The 26,798-nt window shown below is 64.7% G+C and carries 32 protein-coding genes; 23 read left to right on the top strand and 9 right to left on the bottom strand.

Annotated elements, in window-relative coordinates:
- Positions 1 to 10 precede the first annotated feature (10 nt).
- Complete coding sequence (locus tag QA645_RS21455) at positions 11 to 1,132, bottom strand: AI-2E family transporter (RefSeq protein WP_254131582.1); 1,122 nt, start codon at positions 1,130 to 1,132, stop codon at positions 11 to 13.
- A gap of 204 nt (positions 1,133 to 1,336) precedes the next feature.
- Between QA645_RS21455 and QA645_RS21450 the strand changes: the two genes are divergently transcribed.
- The 4 genes from QA645_RS21450 to QA645_RS21435 all read left to right on the top strand — a co-directional run bounded on the left by QA645_RS21450 (position 1,337) and on the right by QA645_RS21435 (position 2,737).
- Positions 1,337 to 1,507, top strand: a complete 171-nt coding sequence (locus QA645_RS21450) for a hypothetical protein (RefSeq protein ID WP_254131583.1) — start codon at positions 1,337 to 1,339, stop codon at positions 1,505 to 1,507.
- A gap of 171 nt (positions 1,508 to 1,678) precedes the next feature.
- Entirely contained in the window at positions 1,679 to 1,921 is a 243-nt protein-coding gene (locus tag QA645_RS21445) for a hypothetical protein (RefSeq protein ID WP_254131584.1), read from the top strand.
- Positions 1,922 to 2,062: 141 nt separating this feature from the next.
- On the top strand, positions 2,063 to 2,326 hold the full coding sequence (locus tag QA645_RS21440) for a hypothetical protein (RefSeq protein WP_283052907.1): 264 nt from the start codon (positions 2,063 to 2,065) through the stop codon (positions 2,324 to 2,326).
- Positions 2,327 to 2,329: 3 nt separating this feature from the next.
- The gene (locus tag QA645_RS21435; protein WP_283052905.1) at positions 2,330 to 2,737 is read left to right on the top strand and encodes a hypothetical protein; all 408 of its coding nucleotides are present in this window, start codon (positions 2,330 to 2,332) and stop codon (positions 2,735 to 2,737) included.
- A gap of 15 nt (positions 2,738 to 2,752) precedes the next feature.
- Here the strand turns inward: QA645_RS21435 and QA645_RS21430 are convergent, their stop codons facing one another.
- Positions 2,753 to 3,673 carry a LysR family transcriptional regulator gene (locus QA645_RS21430; protein WP_283052904.1) on the bottom strand — a complete coding sequence of 307 codons (921 nt, stop codon included), beginning with the start codon at positions 3,671 to 3,673 and terminating at the stop codon, positions 2,753 to 2,755.
- 107 nt (positions 3,674 to 3,780) lie between these two features.
- Between QA645_RS21430 and QA645_RS21425 the strand changes: the two genes are divergently transcribed.
- From QA645_RS21425 to QA645_RS21375, 11 genes are all read left to right on the top strand, one after another.
- Positions 3,781 to 4,104, top strand: a complete 324-nt coding sequence (locus tag QA645_RS21425) for a Dabb family protein (RefSeq protein WP_283052903.1) — start codon at positions 3,781 to 3,783, stop codon at positions 4,102 to 4,104.
- Entirely contained in the window at positions 4,101 to 5,180 is a 1,080-nt protein-coding gene (locus QA645_RS21420) for a maleylacetate reductase (protein ID WP_283052901.1), read from the top strand. The genes QA645_RS21425 and QA645_RS21420 overlap by 4 nt, the downstream gene beginning before the upstream one ends.
- A gap of 5 nt (positions 5,181 to 5,185) precedes the next feature.
- Positions 5,186 to 6,550, top strand: coding sequence for an amidohydrolase family protein (locus QA645_RS21415; RefSeq protein WP_283052899.1), 1,365 nt, complete (start codon positions 5,186 to 5,188; stop codon positions 6,548 to 6,550).
- 19 nt (positions 6,551 to 6,569) lie between these two features.
- A complete protein-coding gene (locus QA645_RS21410) occupies positions 6,570 to 7,472 on the top strand; it encodes an NAD(P)-dependent oxidoreductase (protein WP_283052896.1) in 903 nt (300 codons plus the stop codon).
- Positions 7,473 to 7,487: 15 nt separating this feature from the next.
- Positions 7,488 to 8,372 carry an intradiol ring-cleavage dioxygenase gene (locus QA645_RS21405; protein WP_283052894.1) on the top strand — a complete coding sequence of 295 codons (885 nt, stop codon included), beginning with the start codon at positions 7,488 to 7,490 and terminating at the stop codon, positions 8,370 to 8,372.
- Between the two features lie 63 nt (positions 8,373 to 8,435).
- Entirely contained in the window at positions 8,436 to 9,827 is a 1,392-nt protein-coding gene (locus QA645_RS21400) for an FAD-linked oxidase C-terminal domain-containing protein (protein ID WP_283052892.1), read from the top strand.
- The gene (locus tag QA645_RS21395) at positions 9,824 to 11,356 is read left to right on the top strand and encodes a sugar ABC transporter ATP-binding protein (protein ID WP_283052890.1); all 1,533 of its coding nucleotides are present in this window, start codon (positions 9,824 to 9,826) and stop codon (positions 11,354 to 11,356) included. The genes QA645_RS21400 and QA645_RS21395 overlap by 4 nt, the downstream gene beginning before the upstream one ends.
- A complete protein-coding gene (locus QA645_RS21390) occupies positions 11,349 to 12,299 on the top strand; it encodes an ABC transporter permease (protein WP_234685612.1) in 951 nt (316 codons plus the stop codon). The genes QA645_RS21395 and QA645_RS21390 overlap by 8 nt, the downstream gene beginning before the upstream one ends.
- On the top strand, positions 12,296 to 13,273 hold the full coding sequence (locus tag QA645_RS21385; RefSeq protein WP_283052885.1) for an ABC transporter permease: 978 nt from the start codon (positions 12,296 to 12,298) through the stop codon (positions 13,271 to 13,273). Before QA645_RS21390 ends, QA645_RS21385 begins: the two co-directional genes overlap by 4 nt.
- A 43-nt stretch (positions 13,274 to 13,316) precedes the next feature.
- Positions 13,317 to 14,291: a sugar ABC transporter substrate-binding protein gene (locus QA645_RS21380; RefSeq protein WP_283052883.1), complete on the top strand. Its 975-nt coding sequence runs from the start codon at positions 13,317 to 13,319 to the stop codon at positions 14,289 to 14,291.
- 72 nt (positions 14,292 to 14,363) lie between these two features.
- Positions 14,364 to 14,651: a YciI family protein gene (locus tag QA645_RS21375; protein ID WP_283052881.1), complete on the top strand. Its 288-nt coding sequence runs from the start codon at positions 14,364 to 14,366 to the stop codon at positions 14,649 to 14,651.
- 171 nt (positions 14,652 to 14,822) lie between these two features.
- Here QA645_RS21375 and QA645_RS21370 read toward each other — a convergent pair whose 3' ends face one another.
- The 3 genes from QA645_RS21370 to QA645_RS21360 form a co-directional block, all read right to left on the bottom strand.
- Positions 14,823 to 15,215 (bottom strand): NUDIX hydrolase, encoded by a 393-nt coding sequence (locus QA645_RS21370; protein ID WP_254131598.1) that lies wholly within the window; start codon positions 15,213 to 15,215, stop codon positions 14,823 to 14,825.
- A gap of 156 nt (positions 15,216 to 15,371) precedes the next feature.
- Positions 15,372 to 16,487, bottom strand: a complete 1,116-nt coding sequence (locus QA645_RS21365; protein ID WP_283052876.1) for an AI-2E family transporter — start codon at positions 16,485 to 16,487, stop codon at positions 15,372 to 15,374.
- A 169-nt stretch (positions 16,488 to 16,656) separates the two neighbouring features.
- A complete protein-coding gene (locus QA645_RS21360; RefSeq protein ID WP_283052873.1) occupies positions 16,657 to 17,379 on the bottom strand; it encodes an outer membrane protein in 723 nt (240 codons plus the stop codon).
- Positions 17,380 to 17,642: 263 nt separating this feature from the next.
- Between QA645_RS21360 and QA645_RS21355 the strand changes: the two genes are divergently transcribed.
- A complete protein-coding gene (locus QA645_RS21355) occupies positions 17,643 to 17,870 on the top strand; it encodes a hypothetical protein (RefSeq protein WP_283052872.1) in 228 nt (75 codons plus the stop codon).
- Between the two features lie 61 nt (positions 17,871 to 17,931).
- Here the strand turns inward: QA645_RS21355 and QA645_RS21350 are convergent, their stop codons facing one another.
- On the bottom strand, positions 17,932 to 18,201 hold the full coding sequence (locus QA645_RS21350) for a hypothetical protein (protein ID WP_254131602.1): 270 nt from the start codon (positions 18,199 to 18,201) through the stop codon (positions 17,932 to 17,934).
- A 257-nt stretch (positions 18,202 to 18,458) separates the two neighbouring features.
- On the opposite strand from QA645_RS21350, the gene QA645_RS21345 reads away from it, so the two are divergent.
- Positions 18,459 to 20,507: an acetoacetate--CoA ligase gene (locus QA645_RS21345; protein WP_283052869.1), complete on the top strand. Its 2,049-nt coding sequence runs from the start codon at positions 18,459 to 18,461 to the stop codon at positions 20,505 to 20,507.
- A gap of 130 nt (positions 20,508 to 20,637) precedes the next feature.
- Positions 20,638 to 20,940: a hypothetical protein gene (locus QA645_RS21340; RefSeq protein ID WP_200493911.1), complete on the top strand. Its 303-nt coding sequence runs from the start codon at positions 20,638 to 20,640 to the stop codon at positions 20,938 to 20,940.
- A 6-nt stretch (positions 20,941 to 20,946) separates the two neighbouring features.
- On the opposite strand, the gene QA645_RS21335 is transcribed toward QA645_RS21340, so the two are convergent.
- A complete protein-coding gene (locus tag QA645_RS21335; protein WP_254131604.1) occupies positions 20,947 to 21,183 on the bottom strand; it encodes a hypothetical protein in 237 nt (78 codons plus the stop codon).
- Between the two features lie 339 nt (positions 21,184 to 21,522).
- Positions 21,523 to 21,807, bottom strand: coding sequence for a hypothetical protein (locus tag QA645_RS21330; RefSeq protein ID WP_283052867.1), 285 nt, complete (start codon positions 21,805 to 21,807; stop codon positions 21,523 to 21,525).
- A 192-nt stretch (positions 21,808 to 21,999) separates the two neighbouring features.
- Here QA645_RS21330 and QA645_RS21325 point away from each other — a divergent pair, with 192 nt between their 5' ends.
- The 3 genes from QA645_RS21325 (at position 22,000) to QA645_RS21315 (ending at position 23,611) form a co-directional block, all read left to right on the top strand.
- Positions 22,000 to 22,587: a formyltransferase family protein gene (locus QA645_RS21325; protein WP_254131606.1), complete on the top strand. Its 588-nt coding sequence runs from the start codon at positions 22,000 to 22,002 to the stop codon at positions 22,585 to 22,587.
- Between the two features lie 183 nt (positions 22,588 to 22,770).
- A complete protein-coding gene (locus QA645_RS21320) occupies positions 22,771 to 23,121 on the top strand; it encodes a hypothetical protein (protein WP_254131607.1) in 351 nt (116 codons plus the stop codon).
- Complete coding sequence (locus QA645_RS21315) at positions 23,066 to 23,611, top strand: hypothetical protein (protein WP_254131608.1); 546 nt, start codon at positions 23,066 to 23,068, stop codon at positions 23,609 to 23,611. The genes QA645_RS21320 and QA645_RS21315 overlap by 56 nt, the downstream gene beginning before the upstream one ends.
- 53 nt (positions 23,612 to 23,664) lie before the next feature.
- On the opposite strand, the gene QA645_RS21310 is transcribed toward QA645_RS21315, so the two are convergent.
- Entirely contained in the window at positions 23,665 to 24,063 is a 399-nt protein-coding gene (locus tag QA645_RS21310; RefSeq protein ID WP_234685595.1) for a RidA family protein, read from the bottom strand.
- A 150-nt stretch (positions 24,064 to 24,213) separates the two neighbouring features.
- Between QA645_RS21310 and QA645_RS21305 the strand changes: the two genes are divergently transcribed.
- Together QA645_RS21305 and QA645_RS21300 are read left to right on the top strand one after the other, a co-directional pair.
- Entirely contained in the window at positions 24,214 to 25,089 is an 876-nt protein-coding gene (locus tag QA645_RS21305) for a DMT family transporter (protein ID WP_283052861.1), read from the top strand.
- A gap of 214 nt (positions 25,090 to 25,303) precedes the next feature.
- Positions 25,304 to 26,734, top strand: a complete 1,431-nt coding sequence (locus QA645_RS21300) for a caspase family protein (protein WP_283052860.1) — start codon at positions 25,304 to 25,306, stop codon at positions 26,732 to 26,734.
- Positions 26,735 to 26,798: the final 64 nt, after the last annotated feature.

Genomic DNA, 26,798 nt, shown 5'->3' with positions numbered 1-26,798 from the left:
CCAATCCAGGTCAATGGTGCTGCAAGGTCGCGTCGGTCGCGACATCGCGCACCTCGTTGACCTCCGCCGGCGCGACGCGCTCGATGCGGATCCAGGCGGCCGCGAGTTCCCAGGCGACGGCGAGAATGATCGGCCCGATGAAGAGACCGATGATGCCATGCGCGAGCGTTCCGCCGATCACCCCGATCAGGATCACGAGCGTCGGCGTGGTCAACCCGCGTCCCATCACCAGCGGTTTCAAGATGTTGTCGAGAACGCCGACGATGACGAAGAATATCGTCAGCGGCAGTGCCATCATCACGTCCTTGTCCATCCATATCCAGATCACGACGGGAATGAGCACGATGGCCGGGCCGATCTGCACGATCGACAGCAGGAGAACGACCACGGCCAGCAGACCCGCGCTCGGAATGCCGGCGAGCTTGAAACCGATACCGGCGAACAGCGCCTGAATGATCGCAACCCCGATCACGCCCTGCGACACAGCGCGGATGGTCGCCCCGGAAAGCTCCAGAAAATGCTCGCTCTGTTCCGGCACGATGCGGAACAGGAAACCGCGGATCGCGCCGGCGAGTTGCGGACCGTACGGAAACAGGATTCCGGCGACCAGCACCGACAGCAGGAACTGGAGCGTGCCGATGCCGGCGCTGCCGGCGAAAGACAGCATGATCCCGGCGAGCGGCTTCAGATATGGCGTCACCTCGCGCAGCACCGCGCGGACATTGGTGTAGGCCAGATTCCAGAGATCGTAGAGCTGCGGTCCGATCAATGGCCAGCTCTTGATCTGCTCTGGAGCGGCCTTCAGCGCGAGATCGCCGGCGCTGATCTGGCTCGCGATATCCCTGATCCCCTCGACGGCGCTCAAGCCCAGCCACGCCGCCGGCCCGATGACAATTCCGAGCATCACCAAGGTGAGAATGGCTGCCGCGATCCGCGGGCTGCCGCCGAGCAGTTTCTCAAGCCAGCCGAAGACCGGATAGAACGCCACTGCCAGCACTGCGCTCCAGGTCAGGATCGGCACGAACGGCTTGATGATCAGGAACGTCCAGATGATCAGCAGCCCCAGCAACGCAAGCCGGATCACGAGCTGGACCACGGCGTCGGCGGGCAGAAACTGGCGAAGTGTCTTCACGGCTCGATACCTGTGTCTTGCGGAACGGCACACTCTCGTCGAGCGTAGCGGCGCCGAGCAAGCGGCAGGCTTGATCCAAATCAAATGGTCGATCGGAGGCACGACGGGCCGGGATTCTGCCCCCAGTTCCATGCGTCCCGTCGAAAAAAGCCAGAAGACAACCGGCTGGAAAGGTGTAGGATTCGACCAAACGGGAGGAGCGGCATGTTTGAAATCACCGGTTTCGACACGGCAGGCGTCGTCAACCTGAAGCGGGAGTCTCTCGCCGCCGCCCTCAAGAAGGCCAGGGAGCTGATCCAGGACGGCTGCCGCGACGTTCAGATCGTCGATCCCCATGGCCGGGTTTACACCTCGTTTGAGGAGCAGGCAGCCTAACCGCACCTTCGGCATCGTAACCGAAAATGAGACCTCCGCGCCCGGGAGCGCGGGGCTCTTTTGGCGTCTGTCTCTTGCAGTCCTCAACTCGCACGAGCCACGTCGTTGCCAATCAACTCATTTGGGCGCACCCTTCGGCGAGGCGCGCAGACGCCGCACAGGGAGAGACCCATGAAGGAATCGGGCCTGGATGGTCGCCATCGGGACAAGGATGGCGCAATCAGCAAAAAGCACGGCAACACGCTGGTCGGCACATTGCGCAAGATCTACGGCAAGGGTTTTGCGGCCGGCTATCCGGACGCGACCCAGCTCAGTGAGGTCTTGCACCAGTTGAACGAGACGTCGCTGAGCCAGCTGCGGCGCGACCACGACACCGGCCATTTGGGGCACAAGATCGACCACGTCCCCAAGTGACGGACCTCACGTGAAGACATTGATGTCGTCAGGTCTGACAGCCGGCTCTCCGGCGGCCTGGGTCGGTCGGGGCTGGCTGTTGCCCCATCACACTTCCCGCATCGCACTTGCCGTTTGAGCCTTCCGAAACCAAGCGCTAGGATGAGCGCTTTTACGGAGACTCATTTGAATCAGTTTATTGCTGTCGCAGCCGTCGCGCTGCTTGTCACGGTGCCTGCCCGATCCCAAGGCTTGGTCGATCCCAGCAAGGTTGCACCCGAATACCGCGAAGCGGCCGAAAAACGCCGCGCCGAGCAGATCCGTCAGCGCGAATGCGCCCTGAAGGCGGATCTGGAGAAAGTGCTGCCGCGCGATCGGACCGATTATCTCAATCACTGCCTGGACGCGATCGCCGCGAAGCAATAGCGGTTGCTGCCGGTTGCGCCGCAAGACGCGCGTGAAAGTCGCAACCGGCTTTCAGGCTTTCTTCAGATATTCGGCTCACCGTGGCTGCCGATTTCCAATAGTCATTGTTATCGGCACATGAGTTTCGTCCAGGTCCAGTGCACGCGCTGCAAGACGATGTTTCGCGATCGCGCGGGACGGTTGCAGGACGGCTATTCCAGGCAATGTCCCGGTTGCGAGGTCGTGCTGTTCTTCGCCGAGGACTCGCAACATCCCTTCATCAAGCGCGCCATGCGAAACGCGAGGAAGGCCCGCAAGGAACAGCACGAGGCCGAAGCAGCCAGGCGCTCTATCCCGCCGGAACCGCGTGCGGCTCCTCGATCGCGGTCGTCGTCCGCCGGACGCGCGCGGCTGCAGGGACGATCCGAATAGGACCCGGCAGGCCCTTTACGTCGCCTCGATCCAGATCCCGGCGTCGGAATGCGCGCGGATGTGATCGACCAGAAAGTCCGAAAACACCCTGATCTTCGCCGGCAGCCGGACGCGGTTCTGATAGGCCACGTTCATCGTCAGCAGCGGCAATTCCCAATCCGTCAACACCGGCACGAGCTTGCCGGCTGCGATGTCGCTCTGCACGATGTAGAGCGGCTGGATCAGGATACCGAGCCCCGCGCGCGCGGCGCCGCAGATGATCTGGCCGTCATTGCTGTCGAGCGTCGGCGCGATCCGAACGGTCTGCGTCGTGCTGCCCCGGCTCAACCGCAGCGAATAGGGATCGTTGGCGAGGTTGTAGACCAGCATGTCATGGCGCGCGAGATCGGCGGGATGCTCTGGCGTGCCGTGCGCCGCGAGATAGGACGGTGCAGCCGCCAGCACGCGGCGCATCTGCCCGATGCGGCGGATGATGATGTTGGAATCCGGCTCTTGCTCCCGCGTGCGGATGGCGACGTCGATGCCGGCCTCGATGAAGTCAGGATAGCGGTTGGCGGCGATGATCTGCACATCGAGCTTCGGGTAGAGCTTGCGAAACGCCGGCAGCATCGGCGCCATGTAGATCATCGCAAAGGACAGCGAGCTCGTGACGCGCAGCATGCCCTTGGGCGAGAGCGCGCGATCGCTGACGGCGTCCTCGGCCTCCGCGAGTTCGTTCAGCAGCGTGCTGCAACGCTGCAGCAGCTCCTGTCCGGCTTCGGTCAGCCATTGACGGCGCGTGTTGCGCTCGATCAGCCGGACCGCGAGCCGCTCCTCCAGTGCGCTGAGGTGCCGGCTCGCAGCCGCGTTCGACATCCGCAAGATGTCGGCGGCCTTGGAGAGGCTGCCGAGCTCGGCCGTCCTGGAAAACACCTCGAGCTGGAGAAGCCGGTCCATTCTTCCTCATAGTGGAAAAGAGACTTACGATTTTTGGCCTTTATTTCCGATTTCTGCAAGGCAAAATGGAGCCAACAAGCAAGATCGCAGGTGAGGAAATTTGGGAAATGTCGGGTCCGATCAAGCACATCGTGATGTGGCGGCTGCGCGGGGAGACCGAGGCTGAGCGTTTGGCCGCTCGAGCCAAGGTCAAAACCCTGTTCGAGGGCCTCAAGGGCCGGATCGATGGCCTCACCCATATCGAGGTTGGCGCTGACATCAGCGATGTCGATTACGCCTGCGACGTTGTCCTCGTCTCCGAGTTTACCGACAGCGCGGCCCTGAAGGCCTACGCCACCCATCCGGAACATCTGCGGGTGCGGGAGGAACTCGGCGACTTGCGGATCGGACGCTTCCAGGTCGATTATCCCGTCAAAGAGACCGGCGCATGATCGGTTCGTTCACCTTTGAAAATCTGCCCTGCCGCGTCGTGTTCGGCAGCGGAACTCTTGCCTCGGCCAAGGCCGAGATCGAGCGCCTGGGCGGCCGCCGCGCGCTGGTGCTGACGACGCCGCAGCAGGAAGCGCAAGGCAAAACGCTCGGTGCCGCGTTGGGCCCGCTCTATGCCGGCATCTTTGCCGGCGCCACCATGCACACGCCCGTTGAGGTGACCGAGCATGCGATTGCGGCGATGAAGGCCTGCGACGCCGATTGCGTGGTCGCGCTCGGCGGCGGCTCGACGACCGGTCTTGGCAAGGCGCTCGCGTTGCGCACCGGCGTCAACCAGCTCTGTATTCCCACCACCTATGCCGGCTCGGAGATGACCCCGATCCTCGGCCAGACCGAGAACGGACTGAAGACCACGGTGCGCGACACCGCCGTGCTGCCGGAGACCGTGATCTACGATGTCGACCTGACGATGACGCTGCCGGTCGGCCTCACGGCCACCTCCGGCATCAATGCCATCGCGCATGCGGTGGAGGCGCTCTACGCGCGCGACACCAATCCCGTGACCTCGCTGATGGCCGAGGAAGGCATCCGTGCATTGGCGCGGGCGCTGCCCGCGATTGCGGCCAAGCCTGATGATCGCGCGGCGCGTAGCGATGCACTCTACGGTGCATGGCTGTGCGGCGTGTGTCTCGGCACCGTCGGCATGGCGTTGCATCACAAGCTCTGCCACACGCTCGGCGGTACGTTTGACCTGCCGCATGCCGAGACGCACACGATCGTGCTGCCGCACGCGCTGGCCTACAACGCGCCCGCGGTGCCTGACGCGATGGCGCGGATCGCGCGTGCAATCGGTGCGGCAGATGCGGCCCAGGGTCTCTACGATCTCGCCAGGCGACTGGGAGCCAAGGTCGCGCTACGCGACATCGGCATGCCCGAAAGCGGCATCGACAAGGCGGCCGATCTCGCCGTCACCAATGCCTACTGGAATCCGCGTCCGCTCGAGCGCAACGCCATCCGCGACCTGATCGCGCGCGCCTGGGCCGGCGATCCGCCCGTCGCAGCCAAAGCGGCGGCGTGACCGACATGCGGCGCACCCTCATCCAGTCAGCAACGATCATCAGCATGGACGCATCGATCGGCGATCTCCGTTTCGGCGACGTGCTGGTCGAGAATGGGCGGATCGCCGAGGTGCGTCCCGGCATTGACGCCACCGATGCCGAGATCGTCGACGGCCGCGGCCGCATCGTCATCCCCGGGCTGATCAACGCGCATATGCACACCTGGCAGACGGCGCTGCGCGGGTATGCCGCGAACTGGACGCTGCTCGAATATTTCCGCCGCATGCATGCCGGGCTCGCGACCCTGTTCGCCCCCGACGACATCTACATCGCCACCCTCGTCGGCGCGCTGAACCAGATCAATTGCGGCGCCACCACGTTGGTCGATTGGTGCCACAACAACCCGACGCCGGCTCATACCGACGCCGCCGTGCGCGGCCTGCTCGAAAGCGGCATCCGAGCTGCCTTCTTCCACGGCTCGCCGAAGCCTGAGCCGAAACCGGGCGAGCCGCATTTCTCGGAGGTGCCGCATCCGCGCCGCGAGGTCGAGCGGCTGCTGGCGGGTCCCCTCGCCGACCGCGATGGCCTGGTCACGCTCGGACTTGCCATTCTCGGTCCGCACTATTCGACGCTCGACGTGTCCTTGCACGATTTCCGGCTGGCGCGGGAACTCGGCCTGATCGCCTCGATGCATCAGGGCGGCGGTCCCGCGAAGACGCAAGGTGGCTGGGAGAAGCTGATCGAGGCCGGGCTCGTTGGGCCGAACGTCAACATCGTTCATGGCAACGATCTGCCCGACGATCTCCTGCAGAGGCTGATCGATCTCGGCGTCAGCTTCTCGGTGACGCCCGAAAACGAGATGATCCAGGGCCACGGCTTTCCCATCACCGGACGGCTGCTCAAACGCAGTGTCCGGCCCACCATCGGCATCGACCTGGAGTCCGTGCTGGCCGGAGACCTCTTTTCTGCCGCCCGCGTCGCCCTGTCGATGCAGCGCGCGCTCGACAATTCCGAGATGCGCAAGAGCGAAGGCACGATTCCCGCGACGACCACGATTCCCGCGCGCGAGGCGCTGGCCTGGATCACCACCGAAGGCGCACGCATGCTCGGCCGCGAGAGCCAGATCGGGTCGCTGACGCCGGGCAAACTCGCCGATCTCGTGGTCATCAACGCCGACGATCTCAACCTCTTTCCGGTCCATGATCCCATCGCCACCGTCGTGATGCAGACCAGCCTCGCCAACATCGAATCGGTGATGATCGGGGGCGTCTGGAAGAAGCGGAATGGAAAACTGCTGGCCGACGGGCTCGACCGGAAGAAAGAGCTGCTCGCGCGATCCGGCCAGCGGCTGGTGAAAGACATCGAACGACAAGGGCACGCCGCAACATAGCGGCCAACGGACAACAACAATGACTGAAACAAGCAAACAGGTCGCCTTCATCGGCATCGGCAAGATGGGCCTGCCGATGTCGCTTCTCGTCGCCAAGGCCGGCTACGCCGTCACTGCCTTCGACCAGAGCGCCGCGCGTCTCAACGAGGCACGCGAGCACGGGATTGCCGTGGCCAGCTCGCCCGCGGACGCCGTCAACGGCCGCCCATTAGTCATCACCTCGCTCCCCGACGACGCCGCCTTGCGCGCGGTGATGCTCGGCCCGACCGGGCTGATCGCTGCGATGGCGCCGAAGGCGGTGCTGATCGAGACCAGCACTGTCAGCGCCGAAGGCTCCGCCGAAGTCGATGCCGCCGCGCAGGCGCGTGGCGTCGCCTATCTGCGGGCGCCAGTTTCAGGGAACGCCAGCATCGTCCACACCGGCGCACTGAGCTGCTTCGTCTCCGGACCCAAAGACGCCTTCGAGAGCGCAAAACCGCTGTTTGCGAGTTTTACGCGCGCGCAGACCTATCTCGGGCCGAGCGAGGAAGCGCGCTACGCAAAGCTCGCGGTCAATCTCATGATCGCGGTCTCGGCGGCGATGATGGCCGAGAGCCTGGCGCTGGCGCGCAAGGGCGGCATCGGCTGGCAGGACATTTTGAAGGTGCTGGACGAGAGTGCGGTCGCCTCTCCGATGGTGAAGTACAAGACCGCGCCGCTGCGAAAGCGCGACTTCGTCTCGAGCTTCTCCTGCAAGCAGATGGCCAAGGACCTCGATCTCATCTTGGGCGCCGGCCATGCCGTCGGCGTGCCGCTGCAGCTCGCGGCCCAGGTACGCGAGACCTACGGCTCGCTGGTCGCACAAGGCGACGGCGAGACCGATTTCATTGCGACCGTGAAGCATCTCGAACGGCTGTCGGGCCTAGACGAGCCCAAACTCTGATTAGCGGAGGCAGATTTGCGTAATTTCAGCGAGACCAACATCACCGACGCCGTGCTCGAGCGCATTTCAGGCGCCACCGATCCCCGCATCAAGCAGGTCAGCGAAGCCCTGGTGCGTCACCTCCATGCCTTCGTGCGCGAGATCCGCCCGACCCAGAAGGAATGGGAATACGGCATCGACTTCCTGACCCGCACAGGACACATGTGCGACGACAAGCGACAGGAGTTCATCCTGCTGTCGGATACGCTCGGCGTCTCCATGCTGGTCGACGCGATCAACCACCCGGTGCCGGAAGGCGCGACCGAGACCACCGTGCTCGGTCCATTCTTCGTCCAGGCCGCGCCGGAGAAGCAGAATGGCGACGATATTTCTGGGACCATGGAAGGCGATCCCATGATCGTCACGGGCTCGGTCTCGACCGTCGACGGAAGGCCGCTCGCAGGCGCCGTGGTCGACGTCTGGCATTCCGACAATGACGGCTATTACGACGTGCAGCAGCTCGACGAGATCGGCGATCTCACGATGCGCGCCCGCTTCCACACCGACGCCAATGGCCGCTTCCATTTCTGGTCGATCAAGCCGGCGGCGTATCCGATCCCGCATGACGGCCCGGTCGGCGAGATGCTGGAGGCGCAGGGTCGCCATCCCTGGCGCCCGGCGCATGTGCACTTCATGATCTCGGCGCCGGGCTTCGAGCAGCTCGTGACGCATGTGTTCGTCGCCGGCGACAAATATCTCGACTCCGACGTGGTGTTCGGCGTCAAGGACAGCCTGATCCACGACTTCGTGCATTGCCCGCCCGGCCGTGCGCCGGATGGTCGCATGGTGGACAGCGCCTACTTCCATCTCAACTATGATTTCGGCCTGAAGCAGGCTGCAAGCAACGCGCAAGCGGCGTAAGCCGAACGTCGAATCGACGGACTGACAACAGTCCGCGACAAGGACGGACGACAGGGAGAAACGATGGGACCGCGGGTCAACAGTGCCGCTTTGGCTGAACGCCTCATGGGCGTGATCGGTCCGCGTGCGACCATCGCGCGCGGCGTGCTCGACCAGCATGGCCAGAGCGAGTCCTATTATCGCGCCCTGCCCCCGGACATCGTCGTCTATCCCGAGACGACGGCTGAGGTCGCCGAGATCGTCAAGCTCTGCGCCGGCGCGGGCATGCCGATCGTGCCGTTCGGCGCCGGCACCTCGCTCGAGGGCAATGCCTCCGCGGTCGCGGGCGGCGTCTGCATCGACTTCGCACGCATGAACAAGGTGCTGGTGGTCCACGACAGCGACATGAATGTCGTGGTCCGGCCCGGCATCACCCGCAAGCAACTCAATGCCGAGCTGCGCGGCACCGGATTGTTTTTCCCGATCGATCCCGGCGCGGATGCCTCGATCGGCGGCATGACCTCCACGCGCGCCTCAGGCACCATGGCGGTGCGCTACGGCACGATGAAAGACAACGTCATGGCGCTGGAGGTGGTGCTGGCCGACGGTCGCGTGATCCGCACCTCCCGCCGCGCCCGCAAATCCGCGGCCGGCTACGATCTGACACGGCTGTTCGTCGGCGCCGAGGGCACTCTCGGCGTGATCACCGAGATCACCCTGAAACTGCATCCGCTGCCGCAGGCGATCTCGGCGGCGGTGTGCAGCTTCGACACCCTGCACAACGCCGTCGATACCGCGATCGGCATCATCCAGGCCGCCATTCCCGTGGCCCGCGTCGAGCTGCTCGACGACGTCATGATGCGCGGGATCAACGCCTACGCCAAGCTCGGCTATCGCGAGGCACCGACCCTGTTCTTCGAATTCCACGGCTCGGAGACCGCCGTTGCCGAGCAGGCCGAGTTGGCTCAGGCCATCGCCGCCGAGCACGGCGGCCGCGGTTTCGAATGGGCCAAGGCGCCGGAGGACCGCAGCCGGCTCTGGCACGCCCGCGACAACACGCTCTATGCCGGCCTGGGCCTGCGACCAGGCGCGCGCGCCGTCATCACCGATGTCTGCGTGCCGATCTCGCGACTGGCGGAATGCCTGACCGAGACGCGCCGCGATGCCGATGAGCACGGTTTCACCGCGCCGATCGTCGGCCATGTCGGCGACGGCAATTTCCACATGCTGATCCTGGTCGATCCCGCAAAGCCGGAGGAAATCGACGGCGCTAAGGCACTGCAGGCCCGCATGGTCGGCCGCGCCATCGCAATGGACGGCACCTGCACCGGCGAACACGGCATCGGGCTCGGCAAGATCGACTATCTCACTGACGAGCTCGGCGACGCCGTCGACGTGATGCGGTCGATCAAGACCGCGCTCGATCCCGACGGATTGATGAACCCCGGCAAGATCTTTTCGGGAGTGCGGGCATGAGCACGGCATTGCAGACGGCCGCACCTCGCGAGGACGACGCGACGCCGCTGTTGCAGTTGCGCGGCATCAGCAAGGAATTTCCCGGCGTCAAGGCGCTGGACGACGTGTCCTTTGCGCTCTACGCGAGCGAAGTCCACATGCTGCTCGGTGAGAACGGCGCCGGCAAGTCCAGCCTGATGAAGGTGCTGTGCGGCGCGTACCAGGCCGACGCCGGGGAATTCTTCTACAAAGGCGATAAGGTCACGATCGCCTCGACCGCCGACGCGCAAAAACTCGGCATTGCCGTGATCTTCCAGGAATTCTCGCTCGTCCCCTATCTCGACATCGCCCAGAACATCTTCCTGGGCCGCGAGCCGAAGGGCCGCATCCCCGGCACCATCGACCGGCGCAAGATCCTGGCCGATGCCAAGCGCTTGCTCGACTCAATCGGCTTCGACATCGATCCCTCCATCACCGTGAACACGCTCGGCGTCGCCCAGCAGCAGATGGTCGAGATCGCCAAAGCCATCAGCCAGAACGCGCGCATCCTGGTGATGGATGAACCGACCGCGGCGCTGTCCGATCGCGAGACCGAGCTGTTGTTCGCGCTGATCGCGCGACTGAAGGCCGACGGCGTCTCCATCGTCTATATTTCGCACCGCATGGCCGAGGTGTTTGCGCTCGGCGACCGCATCACGGTGCTGCGCGACGGCCGCCGCATCGACGGCGTCAAGCCGGCCGACGTCACGCCCGACCAGCTCGTTCGCATGATGGTCGGCCGCACCGTCGACATGACCTATCCGCGCAATTTTGCCGACAAGCCCGGCGAGGTGCTGCTTGCGGTCAAGGGGCTGACCGCACCGAGCGGCATCTCCGACATCAACATCGAGGTCCGCCGCGGCGAGATCGTCGGCCTGTGCGGTCTGGTCGGATCCGGCCGCACCGAGGTGGCGCGCGCGATCTTCGGTGCCGATCCAGTCGCCTCGGGCGAGATCGTGTTCGATGGCAAGGCGATCTCCGGCGAGCCCGACGTTGCCGCCCGCCGCGGCATCGCGCTGATCCCGGAAAGCCGCAAGAGCGAAGGGCTCGCGCTGTTGCGTTCGGTCGGCGACAATCTCGTGGTCTCGGCGCTGCGAAAACTGTTCCCAAGCGGGCTGTTCGATCCGCGCAGCGGCCAGCGCACCGCCGATGGCCTGATCCGTCAGCTCCGCATCGCCACCCCGAGCGCGCGCCAGACCGTTGGTCTGCTGTCCGGCGGCAATCAGCAGAAGGTCGTGATCGGCAAATGGCTGGCGGCCGGCGCAAAGCTCTTCATCTTCGACGAGCCGACCCGCGGCATCGACGTCGGCGCAAAGTCCGAGATCTTCGCCCTGATCGACCGGCTGGTCGCCGAGGGCGCCGCGGCGCTGATGATCTCGTCCGAGCAGGTCGAGATCTGCCATGTCTGCGACCGCGCCTATGTGATGCGCGAAGGCCGCGTCGCCGGACATCTGGCGCGCAACGAGCTGACCGAGGAGAACATCGTGCGATTGGGGATGCACCATGCGTGAGGCCGCCGTCGTTTCCCAACCCAATCCGCTGCAGCGCATTCCCGGCGTCGCCATTGTGCTGGGCGCCTTGATCGTTCTGTTTGGCGCCATTGCGCCCGGCTTTCTCACACCGGCCAACCTCTCCAACGTGCTGGTGCAGTCGACCATCCTGACCATGCTGGCGCTGCCGATGACGCTGATCATCATGACCGAGGGGCTGGACCTCTCGATGGGCGCGGTGCTGACGCTGACCTCGCTCTGCGTCGCCATCGTCTCGCTCGCGACCAAGTCGATGCTGCTCGGCCTGGGCGCCGGCGTGCTGGTCGGCGCGGCCTTCGGCACCGTCAACGGCTGGCTGGTCGCGATCCTGGGCATCCCGCCCTTCGTGGCGACGCTCGGCACCCTCGGCATGGCACAGGGCCTGTCGCTGATCGTCTCCGACGGCCAGAGCGTAGTCGGCATTCCCCACAGCGTCCGCGACATCTATTCGGCGACGCTGCTCGGCATTCCCGTGCCGATCGTGATCGCGCTCGTGACCTACGCCGCCTTTCACGGCCTGCTCTATCACACCCGCTTCGGCAGCTATGTGTTCGCGCTTGGCGGCAATCGCGAGGCGCTCAGATATGCCGGCCTCTCGCCCAACAAGCTGCTGATCGCGGTCTACGCGATCGGCGGCACAATGGCCGGCATCGCGGGCCTATTGATGACCGCGCGCATGAATTCGGGCCATCCGACCGCGGGCCTCGGGCTCGAATTCGATGCGATCGCAGCCGTCGCGGTCGGCGGCACCTCGTTCGAGCGCGGCAACGGCTGGCTGCTCGGCACGCTCCTCGGCGTCATCGCCGTCGGCGTGCTGCGCAACGGGCTGAATTTGATCTCGCTGCCGTCCTCGGTGCAGGTCGCAAGCGTCGGCGTCCTCGTCATCGTCGCGCTGTTCCTCGATGGCCTGCGGAGCCGCACATGACCGACATCACCAAGGAAGCGCTGTCGCCGCCGCGTTCCTTCCTGTCCCAGGACGCGATCCAGCTGTTCTATCGGCTGCTCGCCGTGCTGCTGATCTGCGCCGTGCTGGCGGTGCTGAACGACTCGTTCCTGAGCCTCGGCAACATCCTCAACGTCCTGCGCCAGGCGAGCCTCACCTTCTTCATCGCCTCGGGCCTGACGCTGGTGGTGCTCACCGCCGGCCTCGATCTCTCGGTCGGCGCCAATGTCGCCCTGTCCGCCTGCGTCGCCGGGACCGTGATCCACACCACGGGATCGCCGGTGCTGGGCATCCTGACCGGGCTTGCCTGCGGCGGCATCGTTGGCCTCCTCAACGGCATCATGGTGACGGCGCTGCGCATCCCCTCCTTCATCGCCACCTACGGCATGCTCTGGGTGCTGAACGGGCTCACCTACTGGTACATGGCGGGCGAGACGCTGCACGGCTTCCCGGCTGGATTCCGCCAGATCGGCAGCGGCTATCTGTTCGGGCTGCCGATCCCGGTCTATCTGCTGCTGGTGTTCCTCGGCATCGGAACGCTGTTTGCCCAGCGCACGATCTGGGGCCAGGAGATCTATGCGATCGGCGCCAATCCGGTCGCCGCCCGCCTCTCCGGCATTCCCGTCACGCGCCGCCTTCTGCTGGTCTACGCCGTCTCCGGCACCATGGCGGGGCTTGCCTCGATCATCTTCCTGTCCCGGCTCAATTCCGCCGAAGCCGACATCGGCGAAAGCCTGACACTGCCGGCGATCGCGGCCGTGCTGATCGGCGGCACCTCGCTGTTCGGCGGTGTCGGCACCGTGTTCGGCACTTTCATCGGCGCACTGATCCTGACGCTGGTGCTGAACGGCATGAACCTGCTCTCCGTCAGCGCCAATTGGCAGCCGCTCGTCACCGGCATCATCGTCATTCTTGCGGTCTGGCTCGACATGAAGACCCGGCGCCGCGCGCAATGAATTCTCAAGCAATCCAACAAACCAAAATGGGGATGGAGACGACATGAAACAGAGACTGGGCTATCTCGCACTGCCACTGGTGCTGGCGGCCGCGTTCGCGACGCAGGCGCGCGCCGATGGCGAGACCATTGCTGTGTTCACCAAGAACCAGACCAACCCGTTCTTCCAGACGGTGCGGGTCGGCGCCGACAACATGGCGAAGACCCTGAACGCCAAGACGCTCCAGTACATTCCGACCAAGCCGGACTCGATCCCAGAGCAGCTCAGCCAGATCGAGGACGTCGTGGTGAAGAAGCCGAGCGCGATCGTATTCACGCCGGTCGACTACAAGGCGATGGTGCCTGGTGTCGAGAAGATCAACGACGCCAAGATTCCCGTCGTCAACATCACCGACCGCTCCGCCGGCGGCAAGTTCCTCTCCTTCGTCGGCGCCGACGATTACAGCCTCGGCCTCGAGACCGCGCGCTTCCTGCTCAAGACGCTCGGCGGCAAGGGCAACATCGTGATCATCGAGGGCGTCAAGGGCTCGCTCACCAATGTCGATCGCGTCCGCGGCTTCAACGATGCGCTGAAGGAGAACCCGGGCGCCAAGCTCCTGGCCTCGCAGCCCGGCAACTATCAGCGGCTCCAGGCGCTCCAGGTCATGGAGAACCTGATGCAGTCGAACGCGCAGATCGATGGCGTGCTCGCCGCCAACGACGCCATGGCGGTCGGGGCGATCGAGGCGCTCGACGGCGCCAACCGCAAGGCTCAGGTGATCGGCATCAACGGCACCAAGGAGGCGATCGATGCCATCAAGTCCGGCAAGCTGCTGGCGAGCGGCGACTACAACGGCTTTTACCAGGGCTGTCTCGGCACCATGATGGCGATCCGCTCGTTGCGCAATGAACCCGTGATCTCCGAGATCGTGCTGAAGCCGACGGTCATCACCAGGGACAATTACCAGCCGTTCGACCAGCCGCTCGAGCAACGCACCTGCCCGACCTTCGAGGAAGCCGGCAAGCTCGGCGCGAAATAAGCCTTTTCACGACAAGCACGGATGGCCGCCAGCGCGGCCGTCCCAACAACCGAAGCAAGACACGGAGACACCATGCTGTTTGCCATCCATGCCATCGACCGCACCGGTGCACTGCCGACGCGGCTTGCCAATTACGATGCCCACAAGGCGTTCCTGAGCGACACCTCGCGCTTCGGCGTCAAGATCGTGATGTCGGGACCGCTGGTCGCCGACGACGGCGCCACGATGATCGGCAGTCTGTTCCTGATCGAGTCTCCCAGCCGCGCCGAGGTCGAAGCCTTCAATCGCGCCGATCCGTTCGCGGCGGCCGGCATCTGGGAGAAAGTCACGATCACGGGCTTCCTGCGGCGGCAGGGCTGAGCAGATGGCCCCCGACGCGAAAAACCCCAGTGCGCGGAGACACTGGGGTGTTTCGGGGAAAATGGATTGGTAAGGCAATGACGTCCTTATAACAGCCCTCTCCGTAGCCGCCTGTGAACTGGTTCACACTTGCCGCGCAGAATGATCGGGCGATTTGTCACACCCCGGTGGCTAGCTCCGCCGCGGCTTCCTCGGAAACAGGCGATCGCGGATGTAGCGCGAGGTCGCGGTCAGGCGGATCCCGCGCGGCTTCTGCCAGGCGGCGCGGTCGAGCTCCTTCTTGTCGCCGATCGCAAGCCGGCCCTTGGCGCTCTTGGCGATGAAGATCGCGTCGCTCATCTTGCGGCCCGAGCGCTTGTTCTTGGCCGTCACTTCCTTCCAGAGGCTGATCCGGCCGAGCTTCAGCTTGGGCAATTCCTCCTTGATCTCGCGGCGCAGGCAGTCCTTGTCGGACTCGCGCGCACGCTTTCGGCCACCGGGGAACATCCAGAGGCCGTCCGACCGTCGCCTGACCAACAGAACCTTGCCGCGCCTGGCGGCAACCAGCTTGGAAGACTTCGCCATTACAACTGTCGCAAACTGAAAACAGAATCGCGCCATCGTAACTTGTCTATTTCATTAGACAAGTTCGCCGACCGCCCCGGATACCGTCGGCTCCCATCGTTGTCCACACGCAAGCGAGGCGCGGCAAGTCCGGGCCCTCCCGGGGCTGCCGGCCAGCTAGCGGACCTCGTCGGCCGGCGCGATCACGTTCGGCTTCGCAGCCGCGGTCCGGTCCTCGGTCCGGATCCACGCCGCCGCCATTTCCCACGCCACCGACAGGATGATCGGCCCGATGAACAGGCCGACGATGCCGTGGGCGAGCGTGCCGCCGATCACGCCGACGAAGATCACGATGGTCGGCGTGTTGAGACCGCGTCCCATCACCAGCGGCTTCAGCATGGTGTCGAGGAAGCCGACAAGGACGAAGAACACGGTGAACACCAGCGCCGTGGTGACGTCCTTGGCGGTCCAGATCCAGATGATCACCGGCAGCAGCACGAGGAAGGCGCCAATCTGCACGATCGATAGCAGCAGCACGATAAAGGCAAGCAGGCCCGCGCTCGGCACGGCGGCGAGCTTGAAGCCGATGCCGGCGAGCAGCGCCTGTACGATGGCGACGCCGATCACGCCTTGCGCCACCGCGCGGATGGTGGCGCCGCCCAGCTCGAGAAAATGCTCGCCCTGCTCCGGCACGATGCGCGACAGGAAACCGCGTCCGGCCGCAACCAATCGCGGCCCGTGCGGAAACAGGAAGCCGGCGACAAACACCGAGACCAGGAACTGGAGCGTGCCGAGGCTGGCATCGCCTGCGAGCGACAGCAGCGGTCCCGCCAGCGGCTGCAGATAAGGCGCGACCTCGCGCAGCACGGCGCGGATATTGTTATAGGCCTGGTCCCACAGCTCGAACAGCGTCGGGCCGATCACCGGCCACGACTTGATCGATTCCGGCGCCGCCTGAAGCGCGAGGTCGCCGGTGCCGAGCTGGTGTGCCAGCTCCCTGCCCCCGTCCACGGCACTCACGCCGAGCCATGTGGCCGGGCCGAGCACAATGCCGAGCGTGATCAGGGTGAGGATCGCAGCCGCGGTCCTGGGACGGCCTCCGAGGACCTTGGCGACCCAGCTGAAGGCCGGATAGAACGCCACCGCGAGCACGCCGCTCCAGGCCAGGATCGGCACGAACGGCCGGATGATGTAGAGCGTCCACAGAATCAGCAGCGCGAGCAGGCCGAGGCGGATCACGAGCTGGATGACGTCCTCGCCCGTCAGGAGCTGACGCAGACTTTTCACAGGCACGGCTTTCCTTGCGGCATCAACGCGGGTTCCGGCACTTGCGCGGGCTAGGGTTATTGCCAGCCAAAAGCCGGGCGTCAAGACGACCGGCCGCGCGCCCGGCCCGTCGGGGACGGGCCGGATCGTGCTTCAAGATGAAACCGCTGTGACGAAGGCGCCCGGACCTGCGCCCTTAGAAGTGATAGTTGACGCCCACCGTGCCGGTCTGGATGTTCAGCTTCACGTTGGCAGGCGAGGCCACCAGATTGCCCGTCGTCACCGGTTGCTCGGTGATGGAGCCGAAGCCGAGATAGTTGTACTCGGCCCGCACCGACCAGTTCGGCATGAACATCCATTCGACGCCACCGCCGGCGAGCCAGCCGGTACGGTTGAAGCTACCGTTGGCCGAGCCGGCGAGCGCCCCGGCCAGGCCGTTGTTGGCGCTGTATTTGTCGCGGGTGAAAGCCGCGCCGCCCTTGGCGTAGAGCAGGACGCGGTCGAAGGCGACGCCGAAGCGGCCGGCAACCGTGGCGATATAGTCGTTTTTCAGCGACAGGTTGAAGCCGGCGCCGCCGCCGAAGGGACCGCCGGCATTGAGCGTGACGCTGGACCAGGCGCCGGTGCCCTCGAGACCAACCACGAAATTGCTGATCTGGTAATTGCCGCCGATCTGGCCGCCGACCACGCCACCACTGGCCGTCACAGAGCTCCAGGTCGCCGTCGGATCGGTCGGATCAATACCGGTCCACTTGCTCCAGGCGCCACCGCCGTGGGCGCCGATATAGAACCCGGTCCAGGTGAAGATCGGAGCCGGCGCGATCGGCGCCTTGACCGGCACCGGCTCGATGATGTCAGCCGCAAAGGCGGGCGTTGCCAGCGACAACAACGCAACCGTCAAAATAAGTTTCTTGCCCACGATCTCACCCCCAATGATTTTTGCCCTGCCCAACCAGGGCGATGGGATGAAATCTAGCTGTCCGATCAAGGAGGCGCTTGGACCGACCGGCGGCGCGATTTGGACTGACGGGCGCTGCAATTGTCGGGACAATTCAGCAATATCCGCGACCGGCGCCCGGTTTGGCTAACAACGATTAACCGGATTTCAGCCCCCCGGTTTACGCCGATGCAAACGCCCGCCCCTACGCTTTGCGACGAGGTCCCAAAAACAATTGCGGTGCAATGGCCAACAGCATTTGGACGATCGAAGAATTCACCTGCCCCGGTTGCAGCATGAACTACACTGCGACGAGGGAAGAGCACGCCGAGTCGCATTCGGGCCACTTCAAGTGCAGCATCTGTAGCGGCGTGGTGCACACCTGGTCGGGCAAGCATCATTTCTTCGGCTGGTCGGCGGTGAAGACCAAGCCACCGGTGTTCGGCCGGCGCTGGGCCGACGTCGGGTGGTAGCATAGCAGGTCACGAACCCGGTCCCTCCGCCGTCGGGTTTCGTGACCCGCACGCCATTCGCTTAGCGGCGTACGCCGACGCGATTGACGCCGCCATTCAGATTGGTCCCGCTCACGGTGCCGGCCCGAACCGCAGCTCGCGCGACTGGACGCGGCCGCAGCACCACGCCGGCGCGTGCGACACACGACGGGGGATAATCGACGTACTGGCAATAGACGACGGCATTTGCGGGCGTTGCCGTGAGAGTGACACCGGCAAATCCAAAGAGAATGCCCGCCGCAGTCGCTGCAACTGATAGTGACTTCATCGAGAGACGTTCGCTCCGGCGCATCGTGTTCCTCCCTCTTTGCACGCGTGACATGGTGATGGGTGCCGCCTCGGCGCGGCCGAACGCAATTTGAGCGCCGGAGGACCGGCGGCGTTGACCTGGATCAACGGTGGCGGCGAGGTCGGAGCGGGCTCAAAGCCTCCTGACGCATGACGCGAGATCGCGGCCGTCATGCCTGCCATTCGGCGGGGATGCGCGGCTTTTGCTGGAGCGCGACACCGGTTAAGTTCGCCCTTCCCCGCAATTGAAGCCGATGCAAAATGACCGCCCCTTTCGTCCCGCAGATCGCCCTCTATCGCAACTGGCTCGCCGCGCAGCGTGGCCTCACCTTCGCGAATTACGAGGAGATGCGGCAATGGTCGGTACGCGACCTCGACGGATTCTGGCGCAGCATCTGGGATTATTACGATCTGCAATCGCCGACGCCGTTTGCAGCCGTCATCACCGAGCGCAAGATGCCCGGCGCGGTCTGGTTTCCCGGCGCACAGGTGAACTATGCGCGACAGGTGTTCCGGCATGTTGACGCGGCGCATGCCGCGGGCCTGCCCGCGATCGTCAGCGGCGGCGAGGACGGCAAGCTTCACGAGACCAGCTGGCCGGAGCTCAAGCGCAAGGCGGCCGCGCTCGCGCTGCACCTCAAGGACAAGGGGATCAAGCCCGGCGATCGCGTCGCGGCCTATCTGCCCAACATCGCCGAGACCATTATCGCGTTTCTCGCCAGCGCCAGCATCGGCGCGGTCTGGAGCGTCTGTGCGCCCGACATGGCCGCGCCCGCCGTGATCGACCGCTTCAAGCAGATCGAGCCAAAGGTGCTGATCGCCTGCGATGCCGTCACCTATGCCGGGCGCAGGCATGACCGCAAGGACGTCGTCGCCGAGTTGCGGCGATCGCTGCCGAGCGTCGCGCATGTCATCCTGCACAGCGACGCCACAGCGCCCGCCGCACCGGACGCCCTGCTCTCCGATATCACCGCACGGACGGGCGCCGCGATCGAGGCGTTCGAGCCGATGTGGCTGCCGTTCGATCATCCGCTCTGGATCGTCTACTCCAGCGGCACCACCGGCCTGCCCAAGCCGATCGTGCACGGCCATGGCGGCATCGTGATCGTGGTGCTGGCGCTGCTCGGGTTGCACAACGACATCGGCTGCTCCTATCACCCGAACTCCTTTGGCGAGCGCTATCACTGGTATTCTTCGACCGGCTGGATCATGTGGAATTCGCAGGTCGGCGGCCTCTTGAGCGGCACGACCTGCTGCATCTTCGACGGCAGCCCCGGCGGCACCAAGGACAAGCCGGACTGGACCACGTCATGGCGCTTCGTGGCGCAATCGAAAGCGACCTTCTTCGGCGCCGGCGCGGCGTTCTTTGCCAATTGCGCCAAGGCGGAGATCGATCTGGCAACGGCCGGAGATCTTTCGCCCCTGCGCTGCCTCGGCTCGACAGGCTCACCGCTCAGCGCCGATACCCAAGCCTGGTTCAACGAGCGCTTCGCGGCGCTGTCGAAAAAGAGCGGCAGCAAGGCCCAGGCCGATATCTGGTGGGCGAACATCTCCGGCGGCACCGACTTTGCCGGCGCTTTCATCGGGGGCAATCGCGAACTGCCGCAGACACCGGGCGCGATGCAGTGCCGCCTGCTGGGAGCCGCCGTCGAAGCCTTCAGCGAACAGGGCCGCGCCGTGATCGACGAGGTCGGCGAGCTCGTCTGTACCGAGCCGATGCCGTCGATGCCGCTCTACTTCTGGAACGACAAGGGCAACGCACGCTATCTCGCGAGCTATTTCGAGACCTATCCGGACAATTTCGACGGCAGCGGCCGCGGGCCGGTGTGGCGCCACGGCGACTGGCTCAAGGTCAATCCGGACGGCTCATGCGTGATCTATGGCCGCAGCGATGCCACCATTAACCGGCACGGCCTGCGCATGGGCACGAGCGAGCTCTATTCCGCGATCGAGGCGCTGCCGGAGGTGCTCGATAGCCTCGTTGTCGATCTCGAATATCTCGGCCGCGACAGCTACATGCCGCTGTTTGTGGTGCTGGGCGACGGCGTGGCCTTCGACGGCGGGATGCAGGCGAAGATCAACAAGGCGATCGAGGCCGGCCTGTCGCGCCGCTTCCTGCCGAACGAAATCTTTGCGGTCGCCGAGATCCCGCGCACGTTGTCGGGCAAGAAGCAGGAGTTGCCGATCAAGAAGCTGCTGCTGGGCCAGCCCGTGGAGAAGGTCATCAACAAGGAGGCGATGGCCAACCCCGCCTGCCTCGACTGGTACCTCGCCTTCGCCCGCGACTATCTGGCGCGAACTGCGGCGTAAGGCGCAGCCGCCGCCGAAATTGGAGGGATCCGGGACGCGGCAGATCGGCCCAATTGCACCTTCGGCGTTTGCACTCCGTTCACCGATCACCGCTAGACGGGGTCAGGATCCCCTGCAACGAACAGCAGCCATGGCCGACCTCAACGCCGTCCTCTCCAGGCTCAACGACCGCCTGCTCCGCCTCGAAGGCGAGCTGTTCGTGCTGCGCTCGCTGGCGCGGGCGACGCTGACGGCGGGCGACGATCACGCGGCGCGGATGCGCAAGCTGGTCGAGGCCGCCAAGGTCGCGCTCGATGACGAGGCGAAGCGCGAGCTCGACAAGCCGACGCGCAAATATGTCGATGCGGCAACGGCGCTGGTGGAGGAATTGCTGGTGGAGCCAACCCCGGCGCGGCCGCTGTTCACCGTGATCGATGGCGGCCGGCGCGACTGAGCATTGTTAGCGGAACCGCGTCGCACCAAGCTCCGGCGCAGCCGCCGCGAGCCTCGCCAGTCCAGCCTCGATGATCGCGATTTCCTCGTCGATCTTCCCGATCGGCAGGCTGAAATCGTACTTGCCCGACCTGCTCTTGAGATCGACCGCCAGCCGCTGCCTGTGCATCATCAGTTCGTCGAGGCCACGGCGGTTCTTCAGCCGCACATAGGCGTCCACGATCTGTTCGATTGCGTTTGGCATGATATCGGCCCCGGCAAAAATGCCCGCGCGGCGCACCCACGCCGGCGGGACATTTTTGGTGTCGCGGTACGCAATACAAATCCGCGACGGATTCGTCGATACGACAGGCAGGTTGAGAACGCGTTACCGTTTGATGATTTCGTGATGGCAGCAATGAAAAAGCCGCTGGCGGTTACGCCAGCGGCCACAGCCGGGTTCGAAAACGGATCCGGAATGAAATTTGGCCAGCCCCGGTTAGCGCATGTTCTAACGGCACGTGGCGGATTCGTTCTGCTCGAAACCAAACACAGGAACCGGCTCAATGATCATTTGCCGCCGACCGTGGCCGTGCGGCAACGCCTAGTCCGTGACGCAGAAATATCTGCGCGGTGATTTGCGATAGGCGCTGTAGCGGTAATACGGCCGGTAGGCATAGCCGCGATACAGTGCCGGCGGCTCCTCGCCGTAATAGGCGCCGTGGTAGAAATTGTAGATCGTGCCGTCGGCGCAGCGATAGGCATCCCAGGTCGGGCCGATGAAGGGCGCCACCCCGTTCTCGGGCGGAACTACCGGGTAAGGTCCGCCGGCGCGGGCCGGACCGGCCGCAATCAGGACGGTGAGTAGGACAAACCACGCGCACCGCATGTGCTCGCTCCGGGCTGGCCGCAATACGCTCATGGAAGCACCTGAGCGGGCGACTGCGCAATCGCGGAATTCACCGCCCCCTGCGCGCTCTGCGCATTGTTGATAACCGGCGCAAACGCCGCGCAGGTGGTGACAGGACGGCCGGACGTGTTATCGGGGGGATGACGCATCTGCGAGACGGATCAGACACCCATGCGCATTACCCTCGTCGGCTCCCGCCATTTCGGCGTGACCACCCTGAACATGCTTCGCGAGCACGGCGTTGGGGTCGTGCGGGTGGTGGTGGCCGACGCGGATGACCGCCTCGCCGCGACCGCCAAGGCCGCCGGCATCGACGTGGTGGTGCAGGCCAATCCCAAGCTGGTGGTGGCCTCCGAGATCGCCCCCGACACCGACCTGATCATCACCGCCCACAGCCACGCCCGGATCGGCAAGGACGCGCTGGCGGCCAGCAAGTTCGGCGGGATCGGCTATCACCCCTCGCTGCTGCCGCGTCATCGCGGCAAGGCGGCGGTGGAATGGACCATCAAGGAAGGCGATCCGATTGCCGGCGGCACGATCTATCACCTCGCCGACCGTATGGACGCAGGCGCCATCGCCGCCCAGGACTGGTGCTTCGTCAAGAAGGGCGAGACCGCGCGCGAACTCTGGGAGCGTGCGCTGGCCCCGCTCGGCCTCAAGCTGCTGGCCGACGTGATCGATTACGCCAAGGTTCACAAGGCCTTGCCGTCGAAAGCTCAGGACGAACAATTCGCGACGTCGGCACCGAGTCTTTCGTGAGTCGCTCCTCGCGTTAACGATTAACGTGAAGGCGCCTTGATTCTGCTTCGAAAATTGGAGCCAGAAACGCAAATAAACCATTGTTTCCACAGGAACAATTTTCGGCTTTGCATCGCACCAAATTTCCGTCACATTTCGCCCGAATAAGCGTCAGCATATCAGACAAATTCGAGGACGGAATTCATGCGTTTTGGTCGCATCGCGGCGTTCTGTGCCGCTTCAGTCATTACCGCCACTCTCGCCGCCCCGGCGGTCGCCCAGACCCCGTTTGATGGCAATTGGCAGGTCACCATCGTGACCAAGACCGGTTCCTGCGAGCCGACCGCAAGCTCCATGCTGACGGTTGCCGACGGCAAGATCACCGCGCCCGGCGCTAACGTTTCCGGCACCATCGGCAGTGGGGGACTTGTGAAAGTTTCGATCAATGGTGCATATGCCAACGGTCAACTCAGCGGCAACGCCGGATCGGGGAAGTGGAATGGAGCATCTGCAGGCATACCGTGCAGCGGGCGATGGGAAGCATCGCGCCAATAAGCTATTCGGGACTAACCTCCTAAACCGGCGGCTGCTCATGGCGGCCGCTGTTTTGTTTGTGACGGCGGTTGCCAGCTCGGAGAGCAAGGCTCAGGCCGGCCCGTTCGCGCAGTTGGCGGGAAGCTGGAGCGGCGCCGGTACCGTCACCCTGGACGACGGCTCGACCGAGCGGATCCGCTGCCGCGCCAGATACGCCCCGGTCGGCCCGACCATGGAGATGTCGCTGACCTGCGCCAGCGATGCCTACAAGTTCAACCTCGGCGCCAACGTGAAGGCCGAGGGCGGCGCCGTCGTCGGCAACTGGAGTGAGACCAGCCGCAACATCAGCGGCTCGATCGAGGGCAAGGGTGCCGGCGGAAACTACGAGCTGGTCGCCTCGACCGCCGGCTTCAATGCCAACATCTCGCTGCGCACGTCCGGGAACAAGCAGAACGTCAGGATGCGCGCGGACAGCCAGTTCCGCGGCGCCGAGATTTCACTCTCGAAATAAGATCGAGCGGTGACACGACAATCGATCCGGTGCCCGGCGCCGGATCGATTTTTTTATGCGCCCGGCACGAATGCCGTGACCTCGATCTCGACCTTGGCACGATCGTCGACGAGACCACCGATATAGAGCAGCGTCGAGGGTGGGAAATTGCGCCCGAGCGTCTCCTTCCAGGCCGCACCGATGCCGGCGCCTGCGGCCTCATATTCGCTGCGGCTGGTCAGATACCAGGTCAGGCGGACAATGTGCTCGGGGCCGGCGCCGGCCTCGGCGAGAAGCTTGATGATCCGCTTCAGCGCGGTCGCGACCTGGGCGGCCATGTCGGGCTCGTAATTGCCGGCCTCGTCGCCGCCGGTCTGCCCGGCCAGCACGACCCATTGGCCGGGCCCCTCCGCCACCACGCCATGTGAGAAGCCGCGCGGTTTCTTCCATTCGGCCGGCTGCAGGATGCGCATGAGCGGAGATCTCCCGATTTTCTTGTTGCTCTGTGCTTGGCTTAGCACGTCGCCGTGCATCGCTGCACCGGCAGATTTGGCCGTTGCAAACTGCGGTGATGTCGCCGATACCGGCCCTCCCCTCAGGATCAATCTCCTGTCCCCACACCGATGAGCACAACACCGTCAAAAACGATGGCCGCACTATGGATGGCCGGCTGGCTCTCCCTGATGCTGGTCATGGCGGTGGCCGGTCGCGAAACCACGCGCGAGCTGAACGTCTTCCAGATCATGGAGGTGCGGTCACTGATCGGATTCACGCTACTCCTGCCGATCATCTACCGGACCGGCGGCTTCAAGGCCGTCGCGACCAAACGCCTGGCGCAGCACCTCGCCCGCAACGGCGTGCATTATTTTGCGCAGCTCGGCTGGTTCTACGCGCTGATGCTGATCGGGATCGGCCAGGTTGTCGCGATCGAATTCACGATGCCGATCTGGACCGCGCTGCTCGCTGCAACATTCCTGGCCGAGCGCATGACTGTCTGGAAGATCGCGGCCGTCGCGCTCGGCGTCGTCGGCGTCGTCATGATCGTGCGACCGGCCACCGGCGAGATCAATCCGGGCCAGTTGATCGCACTCGGCGCCGCGATCGGGTTCAGCATCTCCATGATCCTGGCGAAATCGCTGACCCGGACCGAGAGCGCCTTGTCGATCCTGTTCTGGATGATCATCGTGCAGATGGTCGTGGGCTTCGTGCCGACGCTCTACGTCTGGACCTGGCCGTCGGCGACGCTGTGGGGCTGGCTGTTCGTCATCGGGGTCTGCGGCACTTTCTCGCACTACTGTCTCGCCAGCGCGCTGCGCTACGCGGACGCCACCATCGTGGTTCCCATGGACTTCCTGCGGGTCCCCCTCACCGCGACCGCTGGCTGGCTGCTCTATTCAGAGCGGCTCGACGCCTGGACCGTGCTGGGCGCGGCCCTGATCCTGTTCGGCAACCTCCTGAATTTAAAGCCGGCTGCACCGGTTCCTGCCCGCGCCCAGTGAACCGGCCCACGGCCTGAGGCGACTAATCCAAGTGGTCGAGCGTGATTTGGATCACGTTGGAGGGGCACACTTCCATCGTACACACTCGGTCACAGGGCAACGGGTTGGGTGAGTTGGGCGAACCGTCGTTTTGCTAGCGCGAGGCTGGGCGCTTTCGTGTAGGTTCGACGCCAATTTGTTGCTGCCTGTCATTCGATTCTGTTGGGGATTTCAGATGCGCACTCTCACCATCATCGTTTCGCTGATGTGCATGGCGCTGTCGGTCAGCGCCGCCAGGGCCGACCGCCGCGTCGCCTTCGTCGTCGGCAACGGCGCCTACAAGAACGTCGCACAATTGCCGAACCCGCCGATCGACGCCAAAGCGATGGCGGCGACGCTGCGCAATGTCGGTTTCGAGGTGATCGAAGGTTCCAACCTCTCCCGCGACCAGATGACGGAGAAGCTGCTCGACTTCGGCCGCAAGGCACAGGGCTCCGATGTCGCGGTGTTCTATTATGCCGGTCACGGCATCGCCGTCGGCGGCAGCAACTACCTTCTGCCCGTCGATGCCGACATCAAGTCGGAGATGGACGTCAAGTTGGGGGCCGCCATCAACATCGACCTGACGCTCGACCAGACCATGGGCGACGCCAAGGTCAAGCTGGTCTTCCTCGACGCCTGCCGCGACAATCCCTTCGCCGCCAAGATTAAGTCCAACTCGGCGACCCGCAGCGTCAACGTGCAAAGCGGCCTTGCCGAGATGAAATCCGGCGAAGGCACCTTGATCGCGTTCGCCACCGGCCCGGGCCAGACTGCGCTCGACGGCCAAGAGGGCAACAACAGCCCCTTCACCCGCGCGCTGATCGACAACATCACCAAGCCCGGCGTCGAGATCCAGCAAGCGATGACCTCGGTGCGTGCCCAGGTCAATGAAGAGACCCACAAGGGCCAGCTCCCCTGGGGCCACACCAATTTGATCGGCGCCGTCTATCTCAACCCGGCGCAGCAGACCCAGCAGGTCGCCAACGCGGCTCCGACCGCCTCAAGCAGCATGCCGGCGGCTGCGGCCAGCAGCAGCTCCGACGGTGTCGAGCTCGAATACTGGCGCTCGGTGAAGGAAACCAACAAGCCGGAAGAGCTCAACGCCTACCTCTCGGCCTATCCGAACGGCCAGTTCAAGGCGCTGGCCCTGGCGCGGCTTGCCGCGATCCAGAACGGTCCGTCGACCACGACCCGCAACCTCAATGCCGGTGTCGATCCCGCAACCTTCACCGATGACGCCAGCCAGCTCACCGAGGACCAGATCGGCCTCGACAAGGGTCAGCGCCGCGACGTGCAGCGCCGCCTCAACGGGCTCGGCTTCGACACCAAGGTGACCGGTGCGTTCACCGACGAGACCCGCACGGTGCTCAAGCGCTGGCAGGCCGCCCGCGGCTATCCGTCGACGGGCTTCCTCAACAAGCTGCAGCACAAGGCCCTGCTCTCCGAGATCGTCGCCTCGACGCCGACCGCGAGCGATGACAGCGCGAAGCCGGCCCGACGTGCCCCCTCCCAGGCCCAGAGCGCCCCCGCGCCCCGCCACAGCGGTGGCGGAGGCGGCGACGCCGGCGCGGCCTTCGTGGGCGGCGTGGTCGGCGGCATGATGGGCGGCATGTTCCGCCGCTGAGGCGACACCGAATCGCGAACAAAAAGCCCGGCTCACCGCCGGGCTTTTTTGTTGCTTTTATTGC

Origin of the sequence: Bradyrhizobium sp. CIAT3101, from assembly GCF_029714945.1 — a bacterium.
Taxonomy (GTDB): domain Bacteria; phylum Pseudomonadota; class Alphaproteobacteria; order Rhizobiales; family Xanthobacteraceae; genus Bradyrhizobium.
The sequence above is the reverse complement of the archived record's forward strand: the minus strand, read 5'-3'. Positions and strand labels throughout refer to the sequence as shown.